The organism is Curtobacterium sp. MCBD17_034 (genome assembly GCF_003234515.1).
Classification (GTDB): Bacteria; Actinomycetota; Actinomycetes; order Actinomycetales; family Microbacteriaceae; genus Curtobacterium.
On the sequence record NZ_QKTN01000007.1, the window covers coordinates 23340 to 46769 of the forward strand.

Genomic DNA, 23430 nt, shown 5'->3' on the forward strand with positions numbered 1-23430 from the left:
CCATGCCCCAGATCGCCGTCGTCCCCGGCTCGTTCGACCCCGTCACCGTCGGGCACCTCGACGTGATCCAGCGTGCCGCCACGATCTTCGACGAGGTCCACGTCCTCGTCGTGCACAACCCGGACAAGACGAGCAGCCTCTTCGACGCCGCGGAACGGGTCCGGCTCATCGACGCCGCGCTCGACGAGGCCGGGTTGCACGACGGCGTCCGGGTGGAGTCGTGGTCCTCCGGTCTGCTCGTGGACTACTGCCGGCAGGTCGGTGCGCGCGTGATCGTCAAGGGGGTGCGGTCGAGCGCGGACGTCGCGTACGAGACACCGATGGCGGCCGTGAACCGCGACCTCGCGGGCGTCGAGACCGTGTTCGTCGTCCCCGAGCCCGGTCGCTCGCACGTGTCGAGTTCGCTCGTCCGGCAGGTCGCGTCGCTCGGTGGGGACGTCTCGCCCTACGTGCCGCGGGTCGTGGTGGAGGCCCTGGCCCACTGACCCGGAGCGGTGACCGTCGGTGGCGGTCGCCGCCGTCCTGCCCGCACCGCACCGGGTGCGCGCCGCATGCTGGCGCTCGCTCTCGGGCGGGATGCGCGGTAGGATCGATCCTCGTGCCTGGCTTCGTGAACACCCCGTACACCCTGCCGGTGCGTGACATCATGCACCGCCCGGGCGAGATGCGCGAGCACGTCATCGACGTCGAGCTCGCGGAACCGTTCGGTGCCGGACAGGTCGCCGTACCGGTCGGTGGGGCGCTCCACGTCGAGGTCCGACTCGAGGGGCTGCACGAGGGGATCCTGGTGTCCGGCCACGCCGACGCCGAGGCCGTCGGCGAGTGCAGCCGCTGTCTGATCGACATCACCGAGCCGGTCGAGGTCGATTTCACCGAGTTGTTCGCGTATGATGCCTCGGAGGATTCTGATCTCCAGGTTCACGATGATCACGTGGATTGTGAACCGGTGATCCGAGACGCGGTGGTGCTCGCACTGCCGTTCCGACCGGTCTGCCGACCGGACTGCCCAGGACTGGACCCGGTGACGGGTGAGCGCCTGGCGGACGTCGGCGAGCGTGTGACCCCAGAGGTCATCGACCCGCGCTGGTCCGCGCTCGCAGCACTCCGAATCGACACCACCGACCCCGACGGCGCTCGTCCTGACGCCGACAAGGAAGAGAGATAAGCCATGGCCGTTCCCAAGCGCAAGAAGTCCCGCGCCAACACGCACGCCCGCCGCTCGCAGTGGAAGGCGGCGCCCGTCGCGCTCGTGAAGACCGTCGAGAACGGCAAGGTCACCTACAGCCTCCCGCACCGCGCCAAGGTCGTCGAGGACAGCGCCGGCACCGCGCTCTACATGGAGTACAAGGGCCGCAAGGTCGCCGACGTCTGATCGAGGCGGATCAGTGCGTGCAGCGTCCGGTTCCCGTGGGTCGACCCCCGCGGAGTCGGACGCTGCACGTCTGCTGGCCGTCCTCGACGTCGACGTCGACCCGGATCTCGTCGACCTGGCGTTGACGCATCGCTCGTTCGCCTACGAGCACGGGGGCATCGCGCACAACGAGCGACTCGAGTTCCTCGGTGACTCGATCCTCGGGCAGGCCGTGACGGTCAAGCTCTACCGCGACTACCCGGATCTGGACGAGGGTGAGCTCGCCAAGCGACGCGCGAGTCTCGTGTCGACCGTCGCCCTCGCCGAGATCGCCCGCATCATCGGCCTCGGCGCCTTCCTCAAGCTCGGTCGCGGCGAGGAGCTCACGGGCGGCCGGGACAAGTCGTCGATCCTGGCCGACACGGTCGAGGCCGTCATCGGCGCGACCTACCTGTCCGCGGGGCCGGACGTCGCCACCGCGCTCGTGCTGCGCCTCGTGGAGCCCCTGCTCGTCGACCCCGACCGCTTCGGCGCGGCGATGGACCCGAAGACGAGCCTGCAGGAACTGGCGTCGGCACGGTCCCTCGGCAACCCCGCGTACCGGGTCACCGAAGAGGGCCCCGACCACGACAAGACCTTCCACGCCACCGTGGTGCTCATGGGCGAGGACATCGCGAGCGGTACCGGATCGAGCAAGAAGAACGCCGAGATGGCCGCGGCGCTCGGCGCGTGGACGCGATTGTCCGGCCGCGGCGAGGAATCGGTCGACCTCCTCGCGGCGGACGGCCCCGACGCCGGCACGGGTGACGCCCGCTAGTGCCCGAACTCCCCGAGGTCGAGGTCGTCCGCGCGGGCCTCGAACCGGCCGTCACGGGCGCCCGCGTGCTCCACGTCCAGGTCGTCGACGAGCGCGCTCTGACGCGACACCGGGGCCCGGCCGAGGACTTCGTCGCCCGCCTGACCGGGCGCACCGTGCAGGCCGCCGTGCGGCGCGGCAAGTTCCTGTGGATGCCGCTCGACGACGTCGGCGCGGGTCCGGAGGCCCTCGTCGCGCACCTCGGCATGAGCGGTCAGATCCTGCTCGGTCGGGACCGCCCGGCCGCTCGGCACCGCAGGGTGGTCCTCGCGGTGCAGCCCGCGGGCCGGACCGCCGACGGCCTCGTCGAGCCGCCGGTCGAGCTCGAGTTCGTCGACCAGCGGACCTTCGGTTCGATGGCGGTCGACGCGACCGTCCCGACCGTCGACAGCGCACCCGCGGGGCACGCCGGTGCCGCCGACCACGCGGATCCCGACGGGGCGTGGCGACGGCGAATCCCGACGCAGGTGTCGCACATCGCACGGGACCCCCTCGACCCCGCGTTCGACGACGCGCGGTTCGTCGCGCTCGCGCACCGGCGGCACAGCGGCATCAAACGGGTGCTGCTCGACCAGGGTGTGGTCAGCGGGATCGGCAACATCTACGCGGACGAGAGCCTGTGGGCGGCCCGGCTGCACCACGACCGCCCCGCCGACGCACTGAGCCGGCGCGCGCTGACCGGCCTGCTCGACGAGGTGCGCGCGGTGCTCCGCCGGGCGCTCGAGGACGGCGGCACGAGCTTCGACGCCCAGTACGTCAACGTGAACGGGCAGTCCGGGTACTTCTCCCAGCGGCTCGCCGTGTACGGGCGACAAGGTCAGCCGTGCCCCCGCTGCGGGGCGACGATCGTGCGCGAGGCGTTCATGAACCGCTCGAGCCACCGCTGCCCCGTGTGCCAGCGACGGCCGCGGTCGCGCCTGGGCTAGCCTGTGCCCACCGACCGCGCGAGCATGGAAGGCCGTCCGTGTACCTGAAGAGCCTGACCCTCAGGGGGTTCAAGTCCTTCGCGCAACCGACGACCTTCGCACTCGAGCCGGGCGTGACCTGCATCGTAGGTCCCAACGGCTCGGGCAAGTCGAACGTCGTGGACGCCCTCGCGTGGGTGATGGGGGAGCAGGGCGCCAAGACGCTCCGCGGCGGCAAGATGGAGGACGTCATCTTCGCCGGCACCTCGACGCGGGGACCGCTCGGCCGCGCGCAGGTCACCCTGACGATCGACAACAGCGACGGCGTGCTCCCGATCGAGTACGCGGAGGTCACGATCTCGCGGACCCTGTTCCGGAACGGCGGGAGCGAGTACGCCATCAACGGCGAGAACTGTCGCCTGCTCGACGTCCAAGAACTCCTGTCGGACACGGGGCTCGGCCGCGAGATGCACGTCATCGTCGGGCAGGGACAGCTCGACAAGGTGCTCCACGCGACGCCGGAGGACCGACGCGGCTTCATCGAGGAGGCCGCCGGCATCCTCAAGCACCGTCGGCGCAAGGAGAAGACGCTCCGCAAGCTCGACGCGATGCAGGCGAACCTCACCCGGTTGTCCGACCTCGCCGGCGAGATCCGGCGTCAGCTGAAGCCGCTGGGACGGCAGGCCGAGGTCGCGCGCAAGGCGCAGTCCGTGGCGGCGGTCGCCCGGGACGCGCGGGCCAGGATCCTCGCGGACGACGTCGTCCGGCTGCGGCGGGAGCTCGCCGAGCACCTCGCGGTCGAGGCCGGCCGGAAGAGCGAGCGCATCGTGCTCCAGGAGCGGCTCGACCAGGCGCGCATCCGACAGCAGCACGTCGAGCAGACGATGGTGGGTGACGACGTCGACCGGGCGCGGACGGTGCTCCACGGCCTCGAGAGCGTGCAGGAGCGACTGCGGGGGCTGTCGACCCTCGCGAACCAGCGCCTCCTGCTGCTCGCCCAACAGGCGGACGTGCCCGCCCAGGGCCCCACCGTCACCCCGTCGATGGTCGCGGACGCGCGGGACGAGGCCGAGCGTCTCGAGGCGAACGCCGAGGACCTCCAGGGCGCGCTGGCGTCGGCGGCCGAGCGCGTGGCCCGGGCGCGTGCGTCGCTCGACGCCCTCGACGAGGAGATCGCGGCGCAGAGCGCACTCGTGTCGCAGCACGACCTGGACGCCCAGCGCCTCGGCAACCGCGTCGACGTGGCGCGGCAGCGGCTCGCCTCCGCCACGGCCGACCGTGCCCGTCGGGAGCGAGCGCTCGCCGAGGCCGAGGAGCGTGCCGGACGCGCCGAACAGGAGCTCGCCGGGATCGCCCGCGACCCGGGACTGGACGCGGACGAGGACGACCTGGCGCAGCTGTTCACGGACGCCCGGGCGGCGCTCGAGGGCGCCCAGTCGCGACGGGACGAGGCGCGGGAGCGGCTGCACCGGCTCGAGCGCGAGCGTGACGCCCTCGCCGCACGCGTGACCGCGCTCGGGCTGTCGCTCGACGTCCGCGACGGCTCACAGGCGCTCATCGACGCCGGGCGCGCCGGGGTGCTCGGCCGACTCGCCGACCACATCCGGGTCGCCGCCGGGTACGAGGCCGCGGTCGCGGCCGCCCTCGGCGGACTCGCCGACGCGGTGCTCGCCGCCACCCGGTCCGCCGCGCTCGACGCCGTGACCGCCGCACGGACGAACGACATCGGTCGCATCGACGTCGTCGTCGCCGACGCCCCGGGCACGGGATCGCACCTGCCCCCGGCCCTCCCGTCCGGCGTCCGTCCGGCACTCGAGGTGGTCGACGGGCCTCCCGCGATCGTGGCGCTGCTCGCGGACACCGTCGTCGTCGAGCCGGGCGCGGACCCGGCCACGGCCGATCTGGAGGCCCTGTTCGCCGCCGTTCCGCAGGCGACGGTCGTCACCGCCGCGGGTGACGTCGTCCGCGCGGTCCTCGTCACGGGCGGCGGGGAACGCGCGACGTCGCGGCTCGAACTCGTGGCCGAGCGGGACACGGCGGCGAGCCGGCACGTCGAGGTCGTCGCGGCCGCCGACGCGGCGGGCACCGACCTCCGAGCTGCGCGTGACGCCGTGGATGCGGCACGCGCCGCGGCGGACGAGGCCGACCGCACCCTCCGCGCCCACGTGGCCGCGAAGGCGGCGTTCGACCGGGCATCGGCGACCGCGCGCACCCGCGCGGAGAACGCGCGAGGCGAGGCCGACCGGCTCCGCGCCGCGCTCGCCGAGACCGCGGGCGCCGTCGAACAGGCGGAGCAGGCGCTCGCCGCCGCAGACCAGGAGCACGCCGCCTTCCTCGCCGCACCACGGCCGATCCTCGACGCGTCCGCGCGTGACGACCTCCTCGACGACCTCGAGGCCGCGCGGAGCGACGAGATCGACCAGCGCATCCAGGTCGAGACCATCCGTGAGCGGGCGCGCGCCGAACGGGCGCGGGGCGCGGCATTGGAGCGGCAGCTGGCCACGGAGCGCGCCGCCGCCGAGGAACAAGCGCGCCTCGCGGTGATCCGTCGCCGGCAGATCGAGGCCGCCGAGGGGGTCATCGCCGACCTCCCCGCGGTCCTGGACGCCGTCGATCGCTCCGTGGCTGAGGCCCGCGTCCGGCTGACCGCCGCCGAGGCCGACCGTGCGCGGCGGAACACGGAGCTCCAGACCCTGCGGGCCGACGAGCAGTCCCTCCGCGACCGGCTGCAGTCGGTCACCGACGGCCTCCACGGGCTCGAGATGGAGATCTACGAGAAGAAGCTGCACGTGTCATCGCTGCTCGAACGCGCGGGCAGCGAACTCGGCCTGGTCGAGCAGGTGCTCGTCGCCGAGTACGGCCCCGACGTCCCGGTCCCCGTGGACGTGCTCGTCGACCCCCGCGTGCGTGCGCGCCAGCACCGCGAGGCGATGCGCGCGGCGGGAGTCGACCGTGACGCGGATGTCGACGCCGACGCTGACCCCGCGACGCTCGATGCCGAGGTCTCCACACTGCCCGGCGGCCCCGCGCTCCCGGACCCGGACGCCGCGCCCCGCTCCGAGGCCGAGGCCGAGGTCCCGACCGTGCCGTACGTGCGCGCGGAGCAGGAACGCCGGCTCCGCGACGCCGAACGGGACCTCGGACAGCTCGGCAAGGTGAACCCGCTCGCGCTCGAGGAGTTCCAGGCGCTCGAGCAGCGGCACCGGTTCCTCACCGAGCAGCTCGACGACCTGACGAGCACGCGGGGGGACCTCCTCACGATCATCGAGGAGCTCGACGGCAAGATGCAGGAGATCTTCCGCTCGGCGTTCGAGGACACCAAGCGGGCCTTCGACGAGGTGTTCCCGATCCTGTTTCCCGGCGGGACGGGCACGATCGAGCTCACCGATCCGGACGACATGCTCGCCACCGGCATCGACGTCGCCGTGCGCCCCGCGGGCAAGAAGATCGACCGGCTCACCCTGCTGTCCGGCGGCGAGCGCTCCCTCGCGGCGATCGCGCTGCTCGTCGCGATCTTCACGGCCCGGCCCAGCCCGTTCTACATCATGGACGAGGTCGAGGCCGCGCTCGACGACGCCAACCTCGGGCGACTCCTCACCGTGTTCGGACGCCTCCGGACCTCGTCGCAGCTCATCGTGATCACGCACCAGAAGCGGACGATGGAGATCGCCGACGCGCTGTACGGCGTCTCGATGCGGCAGGACGGCGTCAGCGCGGTCGTCGGGCAGCGCGTGCAGGACGCGGAGCGCGAGCGCGCCGCGAGCTGAGCGCCCCGATCAGCGGATCAGGCCTCGACGCGCTGGTCGTGATGGCCGTCGAGCGGTTCGCCGCGGCGGACCCGCCGCGCGGACACGACGAGGCTGACGATCGTCGCCACCGCGACGACGAGCACGATGAACGACAGCGAGAACCAGATCGGGATCTCCGGAGCCCACTCGATGTGGTGACCGCCGTTGACGAACGGGAGCTCGTTGACGTGCATGGCGTGGAACACGAGCTTCACGCCGATGAACCCGAGGATGACGGCGAGTCCCTGCCCGAGGTAGATGAGGCGCTCGAGGAGCCCGGAGATGAGGAAGTACAGCTGTCGCAGACCGAGCAACGAGAACGCGTTGGCGACGAAGACGATGTAGGCGTCCTGCGTCAGCCCGAAGATCGCGGGGATCGAGTCGAGGGCGAAGAGCACGTCCGTGAGGCCGAGCGCCACCATGACGAGCGCCATCGGCGTGAGGAGGCGACGGCCGTCGACCTTCGTGGTGACGCGGTCGCCGTCGTAGTCCTCCGAGGTCGGCAGGATGCGGCGCAGCACGCGGATCAGCCGCGACTCGCCGGCGCTCTCGTCCTCGTGCCCGCCGCGCGCCTGGCTCCAGGCGAGCCAGAACAGCAGCGCGCCGAACAGGTAGAAGACCCACGAGAAGTTGTCGATGATGACGACGCCGAGGGCGATGAACACCCCGCGTGCGATGAGCGCGATCGCGATGCCGACGAGGAGGACCTTCTGCTGGTAGGCGCGCGGGACCTTGAACGCGGTCATGATGATGAGGAACACGAAGAGGTTGTCGATGCTCAACGACTCCTCGGTGATCCACCCGGCGAAGAACTCGCCGCCCGCCTGGTGGCCGCCGAACGCCCAGACGCCGAGGCCGAAGAGGACCGCGATCCCGATGTACACGAGCGACCAGGTCGTCGACTCGCGGATGGTGGGCTCGTGCGCCTTGCGCACGTGCGAGAAGAAGTCGAAGACGAGGAGCGCGAGCACCAGCGCGATGGTGCCGAGCCAGACGGCGATGTGGACGTCCACGTGGATCCTCCAGTAGGGCCGTTCCCGGAATCGGGGACGACGACGACTGAAGGTCTCTTCCGCCGCCCGGACGAGCGGCCGATGGCACCGGGCCCGGATCGTCCCGGACCGTACTGACGGCACCACCGCGGGAGGAATACTCCCCTTCGTGGTGCCAGGCTACCGGTGATCGCGCGCGTTCGGCCCGCTCTAAGCTGGGAGCATGGCGAGTTCCTGGTCCCTCTCGAGTCGGCTCCGCGGGTTGTTCCAACGGCGCACGATCGACGAGACGACCTGGGAGGACCTCGAGGCCGCGCTCATCGGTGCCGACTTCGGGCCGGACATCACCGAAGAGGTCGTCGATGACCTCCGTGCGCAGGTCGACCGGTACCAGACGACCGATCCGGCGGACCTGAACCGGATGCTGCGCGAGGTGCTCGAGGAGCGCCTGTCGAAGCTCGACACCACGCTGAAGCTGTCGAACCGCCCGGCCGTCGTGCTCGTCGTCGGTGTGAACGGCGTCGGCAAGACGACGACGATCGGCAAGTTCGCCAAGTTCCTCCGTACCTATGACCGCAGCGTGCTCGTGGGCGCCGCGGACACGTTCCGTGCCGCGGCGGTGGAGCAGGTCGCGACGTGGGCCCAGCGCGCCGGGGTCGAGGTCGTGCGACCGCAGCAGCCCGGACAGGACCCCGCTTCGGTGGCCTACCAGACCGTCGACCGGGCGATGCGCGAGGGGATCGAGATCGTCGTCATCGACACCGCCGGCCGCCTGCACACCAAGGCGGGCCTCATGGACGAGCTCTCGAAGATCAAGCGCGTCGTCGAGAAGCAGACGGAGATCGCCGAGGTGCTGCTCGTCCTCGACGCCACCACCGGGCAGAACGGCCTCGCGCAGGCGCAGGCGTTCATCGAGGGCGCGGGCGTCACCGGTCTCGTCATCACGAAGCTCGACGGCTCGGCGAAGGCCGGGTTCGTGCTCAGCGTGCAGGAGAAGACGGGGATCCCCATCAAGCTCATCGGCCAGGGCGAGGGCATCAACGACCTCACGGGGTTCACGCCCCACGTCTTCGTGCAGAACCTCGTCGGCTGACCGTTCGACGCCTGGACGGTGACCGTGCCCGGGTGTCCGAACGGGCGCCGGATCAGGCTCGGGCCGGCATCCGATCGACCAGGGCGTCCGGTCGGATCGGCAGGCGACGGACCCGCACGCCGGTCGCGTCCCAGACGGCGTTCGCCAGCGCCGCGGCAGCACCGACGATCCCGATCTCCCCGATCCCCTTGCCGCCGAGCGGCGTGAGGTCCTCGCCGGGTTCGTCGAGCCACTCGGCGTGGATCGACTCCACGTCCGCGTTCGTCGCGACGTGGTACGTGGCGAGGTCGTGGTTGCCGATGTCGCCCGCCACGGGGTCGATCTCGGCGTCCTCGTGCAGCGCCATGCCGATGCCCCACGTCATCCCACCGACGAGCTGCGCTCGGGCCGTGCGGGCGTTGTAGATGCGGCCCGCGGCGAACACGCCCACCATGCGGTCGACCCGTACCTCGCCGGAGTCCGTGTCCACGCTGACCTCGACGAACTGCGCGCCGTACGCGTGCCGCGACCGCTCCGCGAGGTGCTGCACGTCGTCGTCGGTCCGCTCCGTCACCGAGAGACCGGAGGACGGCACGACCGCTCCGCGCTCGAGTCGCTCTCGCAACGAGCGGCAGGTCTTGTCGACCGCCCATCCCCACGAGGTCGTCCCGAACGACCCCGCACCGAGCGCGGCCTGCGGGAGCGTCGAGTCGGCGATGTGCATGCGGATGCGGTCCACCCCGACCTCGAGGGCATCGGCCGCGACCTGCAGGAGCACGGTGCGGGACCCGGTCCCGATGTCCGAGGCGGCGACGCCGACGGTGAACGTCCCGTCCGCCTCGGCGGTGACGGTCGCTCCGCTCGGGACGACGCGAGCGGGGTAGTAGGCGGCGGCGACACCCGCGCCCACCAGCCACCGTCCGTCGCGACGCATGCGCGGCTCGCGCCCACGGGCCTCCCACCCGAACAGCTCCGCCCCCCGGCGGAGGCACCCGACGAGGTTCCTGGTGCTGAACGCCGCCCCGTCGATCGGGTCGACGTCCGGCTCGTTCCGGAGGCGGAGCTCGACGGGATCGATGCCGAGTGCGGCGGCGAGCTCGTCCATCCCCGATTCGAGCGCGAAGCTCCCGGGTGCCTCTCCGGGAGCGCGCATGAAGCGGGGTGTCGGCACGTCGAGTGCGACGTACCGGTGCGAGGTGCGGCGGTTCGGTGCGGCGTACACGTGGCGGGTGCAGTCCGCCACCTGTTCGACGAACGTGCCGATCGTGGAGGTCTGGGTGCGGACGTCGTGACCGATCGCGGTGAGCGTGCCGTCCGGACGCGCTCCGAGGCGGATGCGGCTCGCGGTCGGCGTGCGGTAGCCACCGATCGAGAACACCATCTGCCGCGTGAACACGAGCTTCACACGACGGCCGGTGACGAGTGCGGCCATGGTGGCCAGGGGCACATCGGGCTTCGGCGAGCCCTTCGAGCCGAACCCGCCGCCGACGTGCTCGGTGCGGAGCCGGACCGCGCTGTCGTCGATGCCGAACAGGTCGGCGACCACACCCGCGGCCAGGGACGGCCCCTGCGTCGCCTCGATGAGCTCGAGCCGGGCACCGGCAGCGGCGCGTGGTCGACCGTCCTCGTCCTGCTCGCGCGACGGGCCGACCCACCACGCGGTCGCGGCGTGCGGCTCGAGCGGGTTGTTGACCTGGGGTGGCGTGGTGTAGGTCGCGTCGAGGACGACGTCCGCGTCGGCGAGCGCGCGGTCGAGGTCGCCCTGGTCGGTGTCCGGCTCGAGGTCGCCGTTGATCGACTCCGGGGCGACGAACACCCCGGGGGCGTCGTCCGGACCGAAGGACGGTTCGTCGGGGAACACCGTGTCCGCCGGCTCGGCGTCGTAGGTCACCCGGAGCGCGGCCGCGGCCGCCCGCGCGGTCTCGAAGGTCTCCGCGACGACGAGCGCGACCGGTTCGCCCCGGTAGTGGACGCGGTCACTCTGCAGCACGAAGAGCTCGGTCGTCGGGACGGCGGTGAGCCGTGGTGCGTCGTCGGCCGCGATCACGGTGACGACCCCCGGCATGGCGAGCACCGCCTCCCGGTCGATCGCCACGACCCGGCCGCGTGCGATCGCGGCCTGCACGACCCACGCGTAGCAGGCGACGTCCTCGCCGCCGGTCTCGGCGGCGTACCGAGCCCGTCCGCGGACCTTGTCGGCGCCCTCGACCCTCGGGAGGGGCGCGCCGAGCACCGGTCCACGTCGCTGCTCGTCCACCGACTCCATGCGCACCGCCTCGTCCACGACCACCTGCGCGGCGATCTCGAACCCTTCTACTCCCGGACAGCTCGCGCCCGCGGGGCTAGCGTCGACGGTGGTCGGGCGGTCGCCCGGCCGTCGGCTCGACCCGGAGGCTCTCATGCGCTGGCTCCTCACCATCGCGATCATCGTCGGCATCGTCCTGCTGGTCGTCGGTCTGCTCGGCGCAGCCCTGCGCATCCTGCTCTGGATCGGGATCGTCGTGCTCGTGATCGCGGTGATCGGGTGGTTGGTGCGCCTCGTCACCGGTCGTCGCGCCTGACGACCGGCGCGCGCGCCCGCGGTGGGCGGGCCGGGAGGCACGGCACGGGTCCGGCGCGTAGAATCACGGGACCATGGCGCAATTCGGCACACTCTCCGATCGGCTCACCGAGACCTTCCGCAACCTGCGGTCCAAGGGTCGACTCACCCCGTCCGACGTCGACGGCACCGTCCGTGAGATCCGGCGTGCCCTGCTCGACGCCGACGTGGCGCTCGAGGTCGTCAAGTCGTTCACGGCGTCGGTCCGCGAACGCGCCTTGTCGGACGAGGTCAACAAGGCGCTGAACCCGGCCCAGCAGGTCGTCCAGATCGTCAACGAGGAACTCGTCGGGATCCTCGGCGGCCAGCAGCGCCGCCTCGAGTTCGCGAAGCGCCCGCCGACGGTCATCATGCTCGCGGGCCTCCAGGGCGCGGGCAAGACGACGCTCGCCGGCAAGCTCGGCAAGTGGCTCAAGAAGGACGGCCACACCCCGATGCTCGTCGCCGCCGACCTGCAGCGGCCGAACGCGGTCACGCAGCTCCAGGTGGTCGGCGAGCAGGCCGGCGTCGAGGTCTACGCGCCCGAACCGGGCAACGGCGTCGGGGACCCGGTCAAGGTCGCCAAGAACGCGATGAAGGTCGCGGTGGACCGGCAGTTCGACACCGTCATCGTCGACACCGCCGGGCGACTCGGCGTCGACGCCGAGCTCATGAAGCAGGCGGCGAACATCCGCAAGGCCGTCGACCCGGACGAGGTCCTGTTCGTCATCGACGCGATGATCGGTCAGGACGCCGTGGCGACCGCGCGCGCCTTCCAAGAGGGCGTCGACTTCACCGGTGTCGTGTTGTCCAAGCTCGACGGTGACGCCCGCGGTGGTGCCGCGTTGTCGGTGGCCAGCATCACGGGCCGACCGATCATGTTCGCGTCCACGGGCGAGAACCTCGACGACTTCGAGCCGTTCCACCCCGACCGCATGGCCAGCCGCATCCTCGACCTCGGTGACGTCCTGTCGCTGATCGAGCAGGCGCAGCAGGCCTTCGACGAGGACGAAGCCCGCAAGGTCGCCGAGAAGATCGCGACCGACTCGTTCACGCTCGACGACTTCCTCAAGCAGATGCAGCAACTCCGCAAGGCGGGGTCGATCAAGAGCATGCTCGGCATGCTGCCCGGCGCGAAGGGCATGCGCGAGGCCCTCGACTCCTTCGACGAGCGCGAGATCGTCCGGACCGAGGCGATCATCCAGTCGATGACGCCGCAGGAGCGTGCGCTGCCGAAGATCCTCAACGGGTCCCGTCGCCTGCGGATCGCGCGCGGTGCCGGGTCGACCGTCACCGAGGTCAACCAGCTCGTGAACCGGTTCGAGCAGGCCGCGAAGATGATGAAGACGGTCGCCAAGGGCGGCGTCCCCCAGGTGCCCGGCATGGGCCCGGTTCCCGGTGCGTCCTACGCGGGCAAGCGGCAGCAGCCGAAGAAGAAGGGGTCCAAGGCGGGCAACCCGGCCAAGCGCGCTGCGCAGAACGCGGCCATCGCGTCCGGACCGCAGGCGCCGACGGCGCCGACCGGCGGTGGCTTCGGGCTCGGCGGTGCGAAGAACCCGAAGGCGCCCACCGAAGAGGAGATGGCCGCGCTCGGCAAGTTCCTGAACCGGTAGCGGCGGGACGGACGTGCGGTGCGCCTCCCGTCCGTCCCGTCGGTCGCCCGGTCACAGCACCGCGTCGATGCTCTCCTCGAGCTCGGTGACCAGGGACCGAACGACGGCCCGCATGTCGTCCTCGTGCTCTGCCGCGACGCGGAGCTGCCGCTGGTAGGACGCGCCCTCCTCGAGGACGCGGTCGAGCCCGTGGAGCTCCTCGAGGCACCCCAGGCGCTCGGCGACGGGCTCGAGTCGTACGACGAGGTCGCGGACGTCGTCGGACACGAGGCGCTCGTCACCGGCGGCGTCCACGATGATCTCCGCCTCCATCCCGTACCGGGCCGCACGCCACTTGTTCTCGCGCACGAACCAGGGCTGCATGGTGGGGAGGGTCTCCCCGGCGTCCAGCCGATCGGACGCCTCCGTCACCAGGCACTGCACGAGCGCGGCGACCGCGGCGAGTTCGTGCGCCGTGCTGATGCCGTCCGAGACGCGGTTCTCGAGCGTCCCCCACTTCGGCGACGGTCGGAGGTCCCAGCGCAACTCGGTGTGGTCGTCCACGACACCGGTGCGCACCATGTCGTCCACCATCTCCTCGTAGTCCGCCCACGCACCGAACTGCGGGGGGAGTCCCGCCGTCGGCAGCTGCTGGAACATGAGCGCGCGGTTCGAGGCGTAGCCGGTGTCGACGCCGGCCCAGTAGGGACTGGACGCCGTCAGCGCCTGGAGGTGTGGCACGGACGCGAGCATCGCGTTGAGGATCGGCAGGGCCTTCTCGCGGTCGTCGATGCCGACGTGGACGTGCACGCCCCAGATGAGCATCTGGCGACCCCACCAGCGCGTGCGATCGATGAGGGTCGTGTACCGCTCACTGTCGGGCGTGACCTCCTGCTGGTCCCACTGCGCGAAGGGGTGCGTACCCGAGCACATCACGTCGGTGTCGAGCACGTCAGCGGCCGTGCGCACCGCGCTCACGATGCCGGCCAGGTCGCGGACCGCGTCGCGGACGGTGTCGTGGACGCCCGAGACGACCTCGACGGTGTTCGTCAGGAGCTCGTTCGTGACCCGGTCGTGTCCGAACCGCTCCCGCACCGCGAGGAGCACGTCGGGCGCCCGCGGCGTGAGGTCGCCCGTGGTGCGATCGACGAGCGGCAGCTCCCACTCGATCCCGATCGTGGACGGTCGTGACGACGTGAACGCGATGTCCATGCGCGGCCTTTCGGAGGCGGTCGGTGCGCCCGGGGACACGGCTCCGTCGCCGGCTCGGGACACGCGCCCGGGGTCGGGCGCCGGTTTGTCGGATCGGGTCCCATCCTGCCTCGTGCATTGTCGGACACGCACAACAACGGCTCCCGCGCGTCGTTCCCCCGGCGGTTTCGACCCGCGCTCGGCGAGGACTACGGTGGATCCGCTCCGCCACGGAATGAGGTACGCATGCAGCTGGTCGTCCGCGGGACATCCGCACCCCTCGTCGGGGAACTCGACATCCCCGTGTCCAAGTACCACGCGCATCGAGCGCTGGTCCTCGCATCACTGGCGGAGGGCACCAGCGTCGTGTCGGGCATCAGCACGACGCGGCAGGTCGAGTGGACGGTCGGGACGCTGCGGGCGCTCGGTGTCGACATCGTGCGACGGGGCAACGACTACCTCGTGACGGGGCTCGGCGGTCGCTACGTCGCCACCGACATCGTCGACCACGGCTCCCGCGGGGCGGACGGTCTGCTCAACATGGGCTCGTCCGGGACCACCCTCTACTTCATGACGGGCCTGGCCGCACTCGCCGACCGCCCGATGACGCTCACGGGCATGAAGTACTTCCAGCGGCGCCCGATCAAGGCGCTCCTGACCTCGCTCACGCAGATGGGCGTCGAACTCGAGGCGACGAACGACTGCCCGCCCATCACCGTGCAGCCCCGACGGCCGCGCGGTGGCGACGTCTCGATCGCCGGCACCCTGTCGCAGTGGGTCTCCGGACTGCTCCTGGTCGCCCCGTTCGCCGAGCAGGAGACCCGCATCCACATCACGGGCGGCCGCCTGAACGAGCAGCCCTACGTCGAGCTGACGGTCGCGATGATGCGCCAGTTCGGACTGACCGTCGAGGTCTCGGACGACTGGCTCGAGTACCGCGTGCCGGCGAACCAGCGCGCGACGCCGCACGACTACGTCATCCCGCCGGACATCGGCTCGGCCGCGTTCGGGATCGCCGCCGCGGGCATCCGCGAATCGGACGTGCTCCTGCGTGGGATGACCTCGTTCCGGACCGCCGACACCGACCACCCCGAGAGCGAGTTCCTCGACCTCGCCACCGCGATGGGCGTCCCGATGCGCATCGACGAGGAGACCGGGTTCGTGCGCATCACGCACGACGGCTCGCCGCTCCGGCCACTCGACATCGACTGCCAACCGATCCCGGACCTCCTGCCCATCCTGTCCACCATGGCGACCTTCGCCGTGGGCACGAGCCGCCTGTGGAACGTCGCGCACATCCGTCTCAAGGAGTCCGATCGTGTCGCCGCCATGCTGCAGCTGAACCGGATGGGCGGCCGCGCGGAGCAGGGCGCGGACGAGCTCCGCGTCACGGGGGTGCAGCAGCTCACCGGATCGCCGATGTCGTCGTTCAACGACCACCGCGTGCTCATGTCGCTCGCCGTCGCGGCGTCGAAGGCCGACGGCGTGTCCGCGCTCACCTACCCGAGGGCGTACCGCATCTCCTACCCGACGTTCCTCGAGGCGATGAACTCGGTCGGGCTCGACATGGAGGTCGGGGACGCCACCGCGGCGCTCGCCGCGGCCGACTCCGCCGAGGGCTTCGACCCCGAGGACGCCGCCGAGGACCTCGGCGCCGTCGCCGCCGAGGAGACCGCGGTCCCGGCGGGGATCGACGCCGAGCCGCTCGTGCTCAGCGAGCGCGTCCGGGCACTCGCCGAGTCGGACCCCGACGGAGCCGCGGTGATCGAGGTTGGCGGACCGGCCGCGGTCACGACCACGTGGAAGCAGCTCCAGGACGAGGCGGACCAGGTGTCCGCGCTCCTGCTCGAGCTCGGCGTGCGCAAGGGCGAGTCGGTCGCGATGCAGCTGCCGAACTGGCGGGAGTTCGTCGCCATCACGCTCGGCGCGGTCCAGATCGGCGCCGTCGCGACCCCGATCATGCCGGTGTTCGGACCGCGTGAGACCACCATGACGCTCGCGCGGTCGCGTGCCCGCGTCGTGTTCCTGCCGAACGTGTTCCGCAAGCGCCGGCCCGCGATCGAGCTGCTCGACGTGGTGGACGAGGCAGCTGCGCAGAACCGTCGGCTCGCGGTCGAGCACGTCGTGGTCCTGCGGTCGGAGGCCCGCGGGCACCAGGACACCCCGACGAACCTGCCGCCGATGCCCGCTGACGCCATGGACCGCGTCGACGCCTCCGAGTGGAACTGGCGGTACTACGACACCGCGCTCGAGTCGGTCCAACCGGACACCGCGCAGATCCGCTCGATGTCGCCCGGTCCGGACGACATCTGCCAGCTGCTGTTCACCTCCGGGACGACGGGGGAGCCGAAGGGCGTCCAGCACCCACACCGGACGCTGGGCCTGGCCACCGCGATGCACGTCGCGCAGACCGGTCTCGGTGCCGAGGACCGCATCTACATCCCGTCGCCGTTGGCACACCAGACCGGGTTCCTCTACGGCATGCTCCTGGCGTTCCGCCTCGGCGTCGCGCAGGTGATCCAGCCCGTCTGGGACGGCCGCGTGGCGCTCGACCAGGCGTTCGGAGCGGCCGGGGCGACGTTCGTGCAGTGCGCGACGCCGTTCCTGACCGACCTCGTCGACCTCGTCGAGGCCGGGGCCGAGCAGCCCGCGTCGTTGCGGATCTTCGTGCCCACGGGCGCCGCGGTCCCACGCGCGCTCGCGCAGCGCGCCGCGACGGTGCTCGGGAGCGCGATCCTCGGCGCCTTCGGCACGAGTGAGACCTGCCTCGGCGCGCTCTCGAGCCCGAGCGACGACCCGGCGGACGCATACGGGCACGACGGGCGCGCGTTGCCGGGCATCCGCCTGCGCATCGTCGACGACGAGGGCGCCGAGCTCCCGGTGGGGAGCGAGGGCAACTTCGAGCTGCACTCGCCGACGATGTTCGACGGGTACCTCGACCGCCCCGACCTCACCGACGACGTGTTCACCCCGGACGGGTGGTACCGCACCGGCGATCTCGCGCGGATCGACGACAAGGGGTTCCTCAGCATCACCGGCCGGGTGAAGGACGTCATCAACCGCGGCGGTGAGAAGATCCCCGTGGTCGAGATCGAGAACCTGTTGTACCAGCACCCCCTCGTCACGGACGTCGCGATCGTCGCGATGCCCGACGAGCGACTCGGGGAACGTGCCTGCGCGTTCGTGGTGTCGTCGCGTGACGACGAGACCCTCGACTTCGGTGCGATGCAGCAGTACCTCGAGCACGCCAACGTGTCGAAGTACTACTGGCCGGAGCGGCTCGAGTACATCGACGAACTGCCGCGGAACGCGGTGGGCAAGGTCCAGAAGAACGTCCTGCGCGAGCAGGCCGCGGCGCTCGTCGCCCAGAAGGAGAACTCATGACGCAGGTGACCGAGACCGTGGCCCCGTTCGACGAGGACGCGTTCCAGCAGCTCAAGGCCGAGGTGGACGCGTGGGTGCGCGGCCCCGGCGAGGACTACGCGAACGAGATCGAGCGCACCGGGCAGGTCCCCCCGCAGGTCCTCGTGGACCTGCGCGAGCGTGGATGGCTGGGCCTGGCGGCGCCCGTCGAGCTCGGCGGTCGTGGGATCCCGTTCCCGCGCTACCTCGAGATCATGGAGATCATCTCGCGCTCCCACGGCTCGATCCGCATGCTCGTGCACGTCATCAACGGCACGTGGCGCGCCATGGCGCCGTACGCGACTCCGGAGCAGCTCGAAGAGGTCGTCAAGCCGTCGATCGCCGGTGACACGCTCGTGGCGTTCACGCTGACCGAGGCGACCGCGGGTACCGGTGCGGACATCCGCACGACCGTCCGGCGCGAGGGCGACACCTACGTCATGAACGGCGAGAAGCACCTCATCACGTTCGGCGTGAAGTGCGACTACTGGCTGCTGGCGGCGCGGCTCGAGGGGTCGACGGGCCAGGAGGGCACGGTCGCGTTCCTCATGCCGAACTCGGGTCTGCCGGGCGCCGAGGTGATCGACGACTCGGACACCATGGGCATCCGGGGCACCGACCACGCCATCCTCAAGTTCCACGACGTCCCGGTGCCGGTGTCCGCGCGCCTCGGCGAGGAGGGCCAGGGGCTCGAGGTCGCGCTCGGCGGGTTCCTCCTGCCGAGCCGCGTGTCGGTCGCGATGAGCGCCGTGGGTCTGGCCGAGCGTGCGAACGAACTGGCCGTCGAGTACGCGAACACCCGCGAGACCTTCGGCAAGAAGCTGAGCAGCCGACAGGCGATCCAGTTCTACCTCGCCGAGAACTACGCGGACATCGCGGCCGCGCGGGCCCTGGTGTACGAGGCCGCCCGCGCCTACGAGGAGGGCCGCGCCGACGCGGGAACGCTCTCGAGCGCGTCGAAGATGGTCGCCGTGGACATGCTCGCGCGGGTCACCGACAAGGCCCTGCAGGTGCACGGCGGATCCGGCTACTGGAAGCGCAACACGATCGAGCGCGTGTACCGCGACGCCCGTGCGCAGCGCTTCGAGGAGGGCACGAACGAGATCCAGAAGCTCGTGGTCGGCCGCGCGGTCGTCACCGGACAGGCGCGATTCTGACATGACCTCGGTCGGGAGGCGCGGGGCGGGCCCGTCCCGTGCCTCCCGACCGTCAGCACCAGCGTGACCGTCCCACCCGCGTGACGTCCGCCCCACCCCCGACCGGCGCGCACGCGCCGGCACCAGCGAGACAAGGAACCCCCGTGGCCGACACCACCAGTGCACCCGTCGCCGTCATCACCGGCGCATCCCGCGGCATCGGCCGCCTGCTCGCGAAGAAGCTCGGCGCGCGCGGCGTCACCGTCGTCGTGACCTACAAGGGCAACGCCGACCTGGCCGAGGAGTCGCTCGCCGACGTCAAGGCCGCCGGTGGTGACGGCATCACCGCCCAGGTCGACATCGAGCAGCCCGAGTCCATCGACGCGCTCTTCGACGTCGTCCGCGACACCTACGGACGGCTCGACTACTTCGTGGCGAACGCGGCAGCCAGCGCGTTCAAGGCCGTCAAGGAGCTGAAGCTCCACCACCTCGACCGCAGCTACGCGACCAACGCGCGGTCGTTCGTGCTCGGCGCCCAGCGCGCGGCGGAGCTCATGGACGACGGCGGTCGGATCGTCGTCGTCACGTCCTACGGCTCGCTGCGGGCGTTCCCCACGTACGCCGCGCTCGGCGCCGCGAAGGCGATGACCGAGTCCTACATGAAGTACATGGCGGTCGAGTTCGGTCCGCGGCAGATCACCGTCAACGCGGTCAACGGTGGACTCATCGACACCGACTCGCTCGACTACTTCTACTCGAACGTCCCCGGTCAGGCCCCGATGCACACCGTGCTCGAGAAGCTGCCGCTGCAGCGGCCCGGCACCCCGGACGACATCGCGGACGCGGTCGACTTCCTGCTCTCGGACAAGGCGTCCTACATCACCGGACAGGTGCTGTCGGTCGACGGTGGGCTCACCGTCATCGCGCCGCCCTTCTGGTCGGACACGACGTCGCCGCTGCGCGACGCCGTCCTGCCGGAGTAGGACCCTCGCGCCCATGTCCGACCCGTCGACACCACTGACGACCGCCGCACCGCTCGCCGTCACCACGACCCCGTGGTCGCTCGGTCCGATCACGTTGCCGCATCGTGTCGTGATGGGCAGCATGCACACCGGACTCGAGGTGCACGACGACGGGGGCGCCGGCATGGCCGCGTTCTACCGGGAGCGAGCCGCCGGGGGAGCGGCGCTGCTCATCACCGGCGGCATCGCGGTCAACGACGAGGCGCGCGGCGGCCCGGACTTCGCGGTGTTCGGGGTGGGGGACACCGACGACCGCTTCCGCACCGCCGTCGACGCCGTGCACGCCGAGGGCGGCGCCATCCTCGCCCAGCTCTTCCACGCTGGTCGCTACGCCCTGGTCGCCGGGCTCACGGACCGGAACGGTGCGCCGCAGCGCGCCGTCGCGCCGTCGCCCCTGCCGTGGGCGGCCGCGCGCGGTGTCGTGCCCGAGGCGCTGACCCACGACGAGGTCCTCCGGACGATCGAGGACTTCGCCGACGCGGCCCGGGCCGCCCGGGACATCGGGTTCGACGGCGTCGAGATCATGGCGTCCGAGGGCTACCTCGTCAACCAGTTCTGCTCGCCGCTCACGAACCAGCGGGACGACGCATGGGGTGGCGACCCCGAGCGTCGGCGGCGGTTCGCCGTGGAGGTCGCGCGCGCCGTCCGCAGCGCGGTACCGGACCTCGCGGTGACGATCCGCCTGTCCGGGGTCGACCTCATGCCGGGGTCGTCGTCGCCGGAGGACGTCGACGCACTCGTCCGCGACCTGCTGCCGACCGGGATCGACGGCATCAGCGTCGGGGTCGGCTGGCACGAGTCCCGGGTACCGACCGTGCAGGCCGCCGTGCCGCACGGTGTCTGGCTGTCGTACGTCGAACGCATCGCGCGCGTCGTGCGCTCCTCCGACCGCCCGGACGTCCGGGTGCTGGCGTCGAACCGCATGACCGACCTCCGCGACGTCGAGGCGGTCCTCGAACGCGGGCTCGTCGATGCGGTGGCCCTCGCCCGCCCGTTCCTCGCCGATCCGTCCATCGTCGGCACGAGCCTCCGCGGCCGGTTCGACCTGGTCACGACGTGCATCGGCTGCAACCAGGCGTGCCTCGACCGGTCGATCGTCGGTCAGCCGGTGTCGTGCCTCGTGAACCCGCGGGCCGCTCGTGAGGTCGCGTTCCCGGTCCGTCCGACGGCCGAGCCGAAGCGGATCGACGTCGTCGGCGGGGGACCGGCGGGTCTCGCGGCGGCCGTCGACGCGGCGCGTCGCGGGCACCGGGTGCGACTCTGGGAGCGCGCGGACGAGCTCGGCGGGCAGTTCGGGCTCGCCTCCCGCATCCCCGGGAAAGAGGACTACGCCGGTCCGGTCCGGTCCGCGCACGCGGAACTCGTCGAGCGCGGCGCGGAGGTCCTGCTCGGCCGGACCGCCACCGCCGCCGACCTCGCCGACAGCGACGGCGTCGTGCTCGCCTCCGGCGTCGTGCCCCGCACGGTGACGATCCCCGGAGCGGACCTGCCGCACGTCGTCACGTACGAGCAGGCGCTCCGGCACGGCGTTCCCGCGGGCAGCGTGGCCGTGATCGGCGGCGGTGGGATCGGTGTCGACACGGCCGCGTTCCTCGTGGAGTCGCCCGACGAGTCGCGTCGGGCCGCGGAGTTCGACGAGCGCTGGGGGCTCGACGGCTTCGACGGGCTCGTCGGTGACCTGCCGCAGCGCGAACCCGCCGCTGACCGCACGCTCCGGCCGGGGCCCGACGTGACCGTGCTCCGCCGCTCCGGCAAGTTCGGACAGGGTGTGGGGATCACCTCGCGCTGGGTCGCGCTCGGCCGTCTCCGGGACGCGGGGGTCTGCTTCATCGGAGGCGTGCGCGAGTACGTGGGGATCGAGCCCGGGGTGCTCCGGATCCTCGACGAGGACGGCACACCGGTCGCCGTGCCCGCGGACACGGTGGTGCTCTGCGCCGGGCAGGAGGCGTCGAGCGACCTGGCGTCGGAACTCGCGGCGACCGGGGTGCCGTTCGCGGTCGTCGGCGGTGCGCGGGACGCCCGTTCGGTGGACGCGGTCCGCGCGACCACGGAGGCGCTCGAAGCGGTCCGGCGGCTCGCTCCCTGACGCCCGACCGCGTGCCGGTTGGCGAGCCTCCCGGTCATCTGCAAGAATGAACGGTCGAGTCCTGCCCGCCCGACCCTCTATCAGGCGGTGCGCGACTTCCATCCGAGCTTTCGCCGCGTGTGCCCCCACGCCCACGGTCGGCAGTTCAACCACTCTGAACACGCAACAGGAGCAAACGTGGCTGTCAAGATCCGCCTCAAGCGCCTCGGGAAGATCCGAGCGCCGTACTACCGTGTCGTCGTCGCCGACTCGCGCACCAAGCGCGATGGTCGTGTCATCGAGGAGATCGGCAAGTACCACCCGACCGAGGAGCCCTCGGTCATCGACATCGACTCGGACCGCGCGCAGTACTGGCTCGGCGTCGGCGCGCAGCCGACCGAGCAGGTCGCCGCCCTCCTCAAGCTCACGGGTGACTGGGGCAAGTTCAAGGGCGACGCCTCGGCGACGAGCACCGTCAAGACCGCCGAGCCGAAGCAGGCCTTCGTTGCCGACGACAAGAAGAAGCCGGTCCTCAAGCCGAAGTCGGAGAAGCAGGCCCCGGCCGCTCCGGCCGCGGACGCCACCGACGAGACCGCCGCCGAGGCGTAGGTCTTGCTCGAATCCGCGCTGACGCACCTCGTCAAGGGGATCGTCGATCACCCTGACGACGTGCGCGTCGCCAGCTCCACCTCTCCGCGTGGCGAGGTCCTCGAGGTGCGCGTGCACCCCGAGGACCTCGGCCGCGTGATCGGACGCGCCGGACGGACCGCGAAGGCGCTCCGCACCCTCGTGTCGGCGCTCGCCGACGGTCAGCGGGTGCGGGTCGACGTGGTCGACACCGATTCCTAGTCGCACGACCCAGCTCCGGGTGGGTCGACTCAGCAAGGCGCACGGGCTCAAGGGCGGTCTCAAGCTCGAGCTCTACACCGACGACCCGGACCGTCGGTTCACCCCGGGAGCCGTCTTCTCGCTCCAGGTGCCGGACGATTCGCCGTGGTCCGGCAAGGACCTCGAGCTCCAGGAGCTCCGGTGGTACAACGCGCACCCCGTCGCGTTCTTCGTCGGTGTCCCCGACCGGACGGTCGCCGAGACGCTCGTCAAGGCGATCCTCTGGGTTGAGCAGGACGAGGACGAGCCGACGGGCGAGGACGACGCATGGTACGACCACCAGCTCGTCGGGCTCCGGGTCCTCCGCGAGGGCGTCGAGGTCGGGACGGTCGCGCGGGTCGACCACCTGCCGGCGCAGGACCTGCTGGCGATCGACACGCCGTCCCGTGGCGAGGTCCTCGTCCCGTTCGTGAGCGCGATCGTCCCGTCGGTGGACATCGCCGGGGGCACGCTCACCGTGACGCCCCCGACCGGGCTGTTCGAGGAGGTCATCGAAGCGCCCGAGGACGCCGCCGACGGCCCGGAGGACGCCGCCGGTGCGTCGGAGGCGGAGGCCGACGGGTCCGCCACCGACCACGACGAGGACTGACCC

Annotated in this window: 19 protein-coding genes; 16 read left to right on the top strand and 3 right to left on the bottom strand. The window is 71.6% G+C overall.

What is annotated here, in order from left to right:
* Positions 1-2: 2 nt before the first annotated feature.
* The 6 genes from coaD (at position 3) to DEI92_RS12420 (ending at position 6879) form a co-directional block, all read left to right on the top strand.
* Positions 3-485, top strand: coding sequence for a pantetheine-phosphate adenylyltransferase (coaD, locus tag DEI92_RS12395; RefSeq protein ID WP_111013712.1), 483 nt, complete (start codon positions 3-5; stop codon positions 483-485).
* A gap of 125 nt (positions 486-610) precedes the next feature.
* Entirely contained in the window at positions 611-1165 is a 555-nt protein-coding gene (locus DEI92_RS12400) for a DUF177 domain-containing protein (RefSeq protein WP_111009304.1), read from the top strand.
* A gap of 3 nt (positions 1166-1168) precedes the next feature.
* Positions 1169-1372 carry a 50S ribosomal protein L32 gene (rpmF, locus tag DEI92_RS12405; RefSeq protein ID WP_111009303.1) on the top strand — a complete coding sequence of 68 codons (204 nt, stop codon included), beginning with the start codon at positions 1169-1171 and terminating at the stop codon, positions 1370-1372.
* Between the two features lie 70 nt (positions 1373-1442).
* Positions 1443-2168 carry a ribonuclease III gene (gene rnc, locus DEI92_RS12410; RefSeq protein WP_258368504.1) on the top strand — a complete coding sequence of 242 codons (726 nt, stop codon included), beginning with the start codon at positions 1443-1445 and terminating at the stop codon, positions 2166-2168.
* Complete coding sequence (gene mutM / locus DEI92_RS12415) at positions 2168-3133, top strand: bifunctional DNA-formamidopyrimidine glycosylase/DNA-(apurinic or apyrimidinic site) lyase (RefSeq protein WP_111013713.1); 966 nt, start codon at positions 2168-2170, stop codon at positions 3131-3133. Before rnc ends, mutM begins: the two co-directional genes overlap by 1 nt.
* 38 nt (positions 3134-3171) lie before the next feature.
* Complete coding sequence (locus tag DEI92_RS12420; protein WP_111013714.1) at positions 3172-6879, top strand: chromosome segregation SMC family protein; 3708 nt, start codon at positions 3172-3174, stop codon at positions 6877-6879.
* Between the two features lie 17 nt (positions 6880-6896).
* Here DEI92_RS12420 and DEI92_RS12425 read toward each other — a convergent pair whose 3' ends face one another.
* The gene (locus DEI92_RS12425; protein WP_111009299.1) at positions 6897-7913 is read right to left on the bottom strand and encodes a TerC family protein; all 1017 of its coding nucleotides are present in this window, start codon (positions 7911-7913) and stop codon (positions 6897-6899) included.
* 202 nt (positions 7914-8115) lie between these two features.
* On the opposite strand from DEI92_RS12425, the gene ftsY reads away from it, so the two are divergent.
* Entirely contained in the window at positions 8116-8985 is an 870-nt protein-coding gene (ftsY, locus tag DEI92_RS12430) for a signal recognition particle-docking protein FtsY (RefSeq protein ID WP_111009298.1), read from the top strand.
* A gap of 52 nt (positions 8986-9037) precedes the next feature.
* Here the strand turns inward: ftsY and DEI92_RS12435 are convergent, their stop codons facing one another.
* Positions 9038-11365: a xanthine dehydrogenase family protein molybdopterin-binding subunit gene (locus DEI92_RS12435; protein WP_258370191.1), complete on the bottom strand. Its 2328-nt coding sequence runs from the start codon at positions 11363-11365 to the stop codon at positions 9038-9040.
* On the opposite strand from DEI92_RS12435, the gene DEI92_RS16570 reads away from it, so the two are divergent.
* Both DEI92_RS16570 and ffh read left to right on the top strand, forming a co-directional pair.
* Entirely contained in the window at positions 11364-11525 is a 162-nt protein-coding gene (locus DEI92_RS16570; RefSeq protein WP_181434892.1) for a hypothetical protein, read from the top strand. The genes DEI92_RS12435 and DEI92_RS16570 overlap by 2 nt on opposite strands.
* A 73-nt stretch (positions 11526-11598) precedes the next feature.
* Positions 11599-13155, top strand: coding sequence for a signal recognition particle protein (ffh, locus tag DEI92_RS12445; protein ID WP_111009296.1), 1557 nt, complete (start codon positions 11599-11601; stop codon positions 13153-13155).
* Between the two features lie 51 nt (positions 13156-13206).
* Here the strand turns inward: ffh and DEI92_RS12450 are convergent, their stop codons facing one another.
* Positions 13207-14346: a glutamate--cysteine ligase gene (locus DEI92_RS12450; RefSeq protein WP_111013715.1), complete on the bottom strand. Its 1140-nt coding sequence runs from the start codon at positions 14344-14346 to the stop codon at positions 13207-13209.
* Positions 14347-14571: 225 nt separating this feature from the next.
* On the opposite strand from DEI92_RS12450, the gene aroA reads away from it, so the two are divergent.
* The 7 genes from aroA to rimM all read left to right on the top strand — a co-directional run bounded on the left by aroA (position 14572) and on the right by rimM (position 23427).
* A complete protein-coding gene (gene aroA / locus DEI92_RS12455) occupies positions 14572-17709 on the top strand; it encodes a 3-phosphoshikimate 1-carboxyvinyltransferase (protein WP_111013716.1) in 3138 nt (1045 codons plus the stop codon).
* The gene (locus DEI92_RS12460; RefSeq protein ID WP_111013717.1) at positions 17706-18884 is read left to right on the top strand and encodes an acyl-CoA dehydrogenase family protein; all 1179 of its coding nucleotides are present in this window, start codon (positions 17706-17708) and stop codon (positions 18882-18884) included. Before aroA ends, DEI92_RS12460 begins: the two co-directional genes overlap by 4 nt.
* 143 nt (positions 18885-19027) lie before the next feature.
* Positions 19028-19846, top strand: coding sequence for an SDR family oxidoreductase (locus tag DEI92_RS12465; RefSeq protein WP_111013718.1), 819 nt, complete (start codon positions 19028-19030; stop codon positions 19844-19846).
* Between the two features lie 13 nt (positions 19847-19859).
* Positions 19860-21971 (top strand): FAD-dependent oxidoreductase, encoded by a 2112-nt coding sequence (locus tag DEI92_RS12470; RefSeq protein ID WP_111009291.1) that lies wholly within the window; start codon positions 19860-19862, stop codon positions 21969-21971.
* 177 nt (positions 21972-22148) lie between these two features.
* Positions 22149-22559 (top strand): 30S ribosomal protein S16, encoded by a 411-nt coding sequence (gene rpsP, locus DEI92_RS12475; protein ID WP_111009290.1) that lies wholly within the window; start codon positions 22149-22151, stop codon positions 22557-22559.
* Between the two features lie 3 nt (positions 22560-22562).
* Positions 22563-22799, top strand: coding sequence for an RNA-binding protein (locus DEI92_RS12480; RefSeq protein ID WP_111009289.1), 237 nt, complete (start codon positions 22563-22565; stop codon positions 22797-22799).
* 19 nt (positions 22800-22818) lie between these two features.
* Positions 22819-23427 (top strand): ribosome maturation factor RimM, encoded by a 609-nt coding sequence (gene rimM, locus DEI92_RS12485; RefSeq protein WP_111009288.1) that lies wholly within the window; start codon positions 22819-22821, stop codon positions 23425-23427.
* Positions 23428-23430 lie beyond the last annotated feature (3 nt).

Excerpts from the sequence above, each read along its gene's own strand:
- coaD (WP_111013712.1), top strand. The coding sequence starts at position 3 with ATGCCCCAGATCGCCGTCGTCCCCGGCTCGTTCGACCCCGTCACCGTC.
- ffh (WP_111009296.1), top strand. The coding sequence starts at position 11,599 with ATGGCGCAATTCGGCACACTCTCCGATCGGCTCACCGAGACCTTCCGC.
- DEI92_RS12460 (WP_111013717.1), top strand. The coding sequence starts at position 17,706 with ATGACGCAGGTGACCGAGACCGTGGCCCCGTTCGACGAGGACGCGTTC.
- DEI92_RS12435 (WP_258370191.1), bottom strand. The coding sequence starts at position 11,365 with ATGAGAGCCTCCGGGTCGAGCCGACGGCCGGGCGACCGCCCGACCACC.
- rpmF (WP_111009303.1), top strand. The coding sequence starts at position 1,169 with ATGGCCGTTCCCAAGCGCAAGAAGTCCCGCGCCAACACGCACGCCCGC.
- DEI92_RS12470 (WP_111009291.1), top strand. The coding sequence starts at position 19,860 with ATGTCCGACCCGTCGACACCACTGACGACCGCCGCACCGCTCGCCGTC.
- DEI92_RS12450 (WP_111013715.1), bottom strand. The coding sequence starts at position 14,346 with ATGGACATCGCGTTCACGTCGTCACGACCGTCCACGATCGGGATCGAG.
- aroA (WP_111013716.1), top strand. The coding sequence starts at position 14,572 with ATGCAGCTGGTCGTCCGCGGGACATCCGCACCCCTCGTCGGGGAACTC.
- ftsY (WP_111009298.1), top strand. The coding sequence starts at position 8,116 with ATGGCGAGTTCCTGGTCCCTCTCGAGTCGGCTCCGCGGGTTGTTCCAA.
- DEI92_RS16570 (WP_181434892.1), top strand. The coding sequence starts at position 11,364 with ATGCGCTGGCTCCTCACCATCGCGATCATCGTCGGCATCGTCCTGCTG.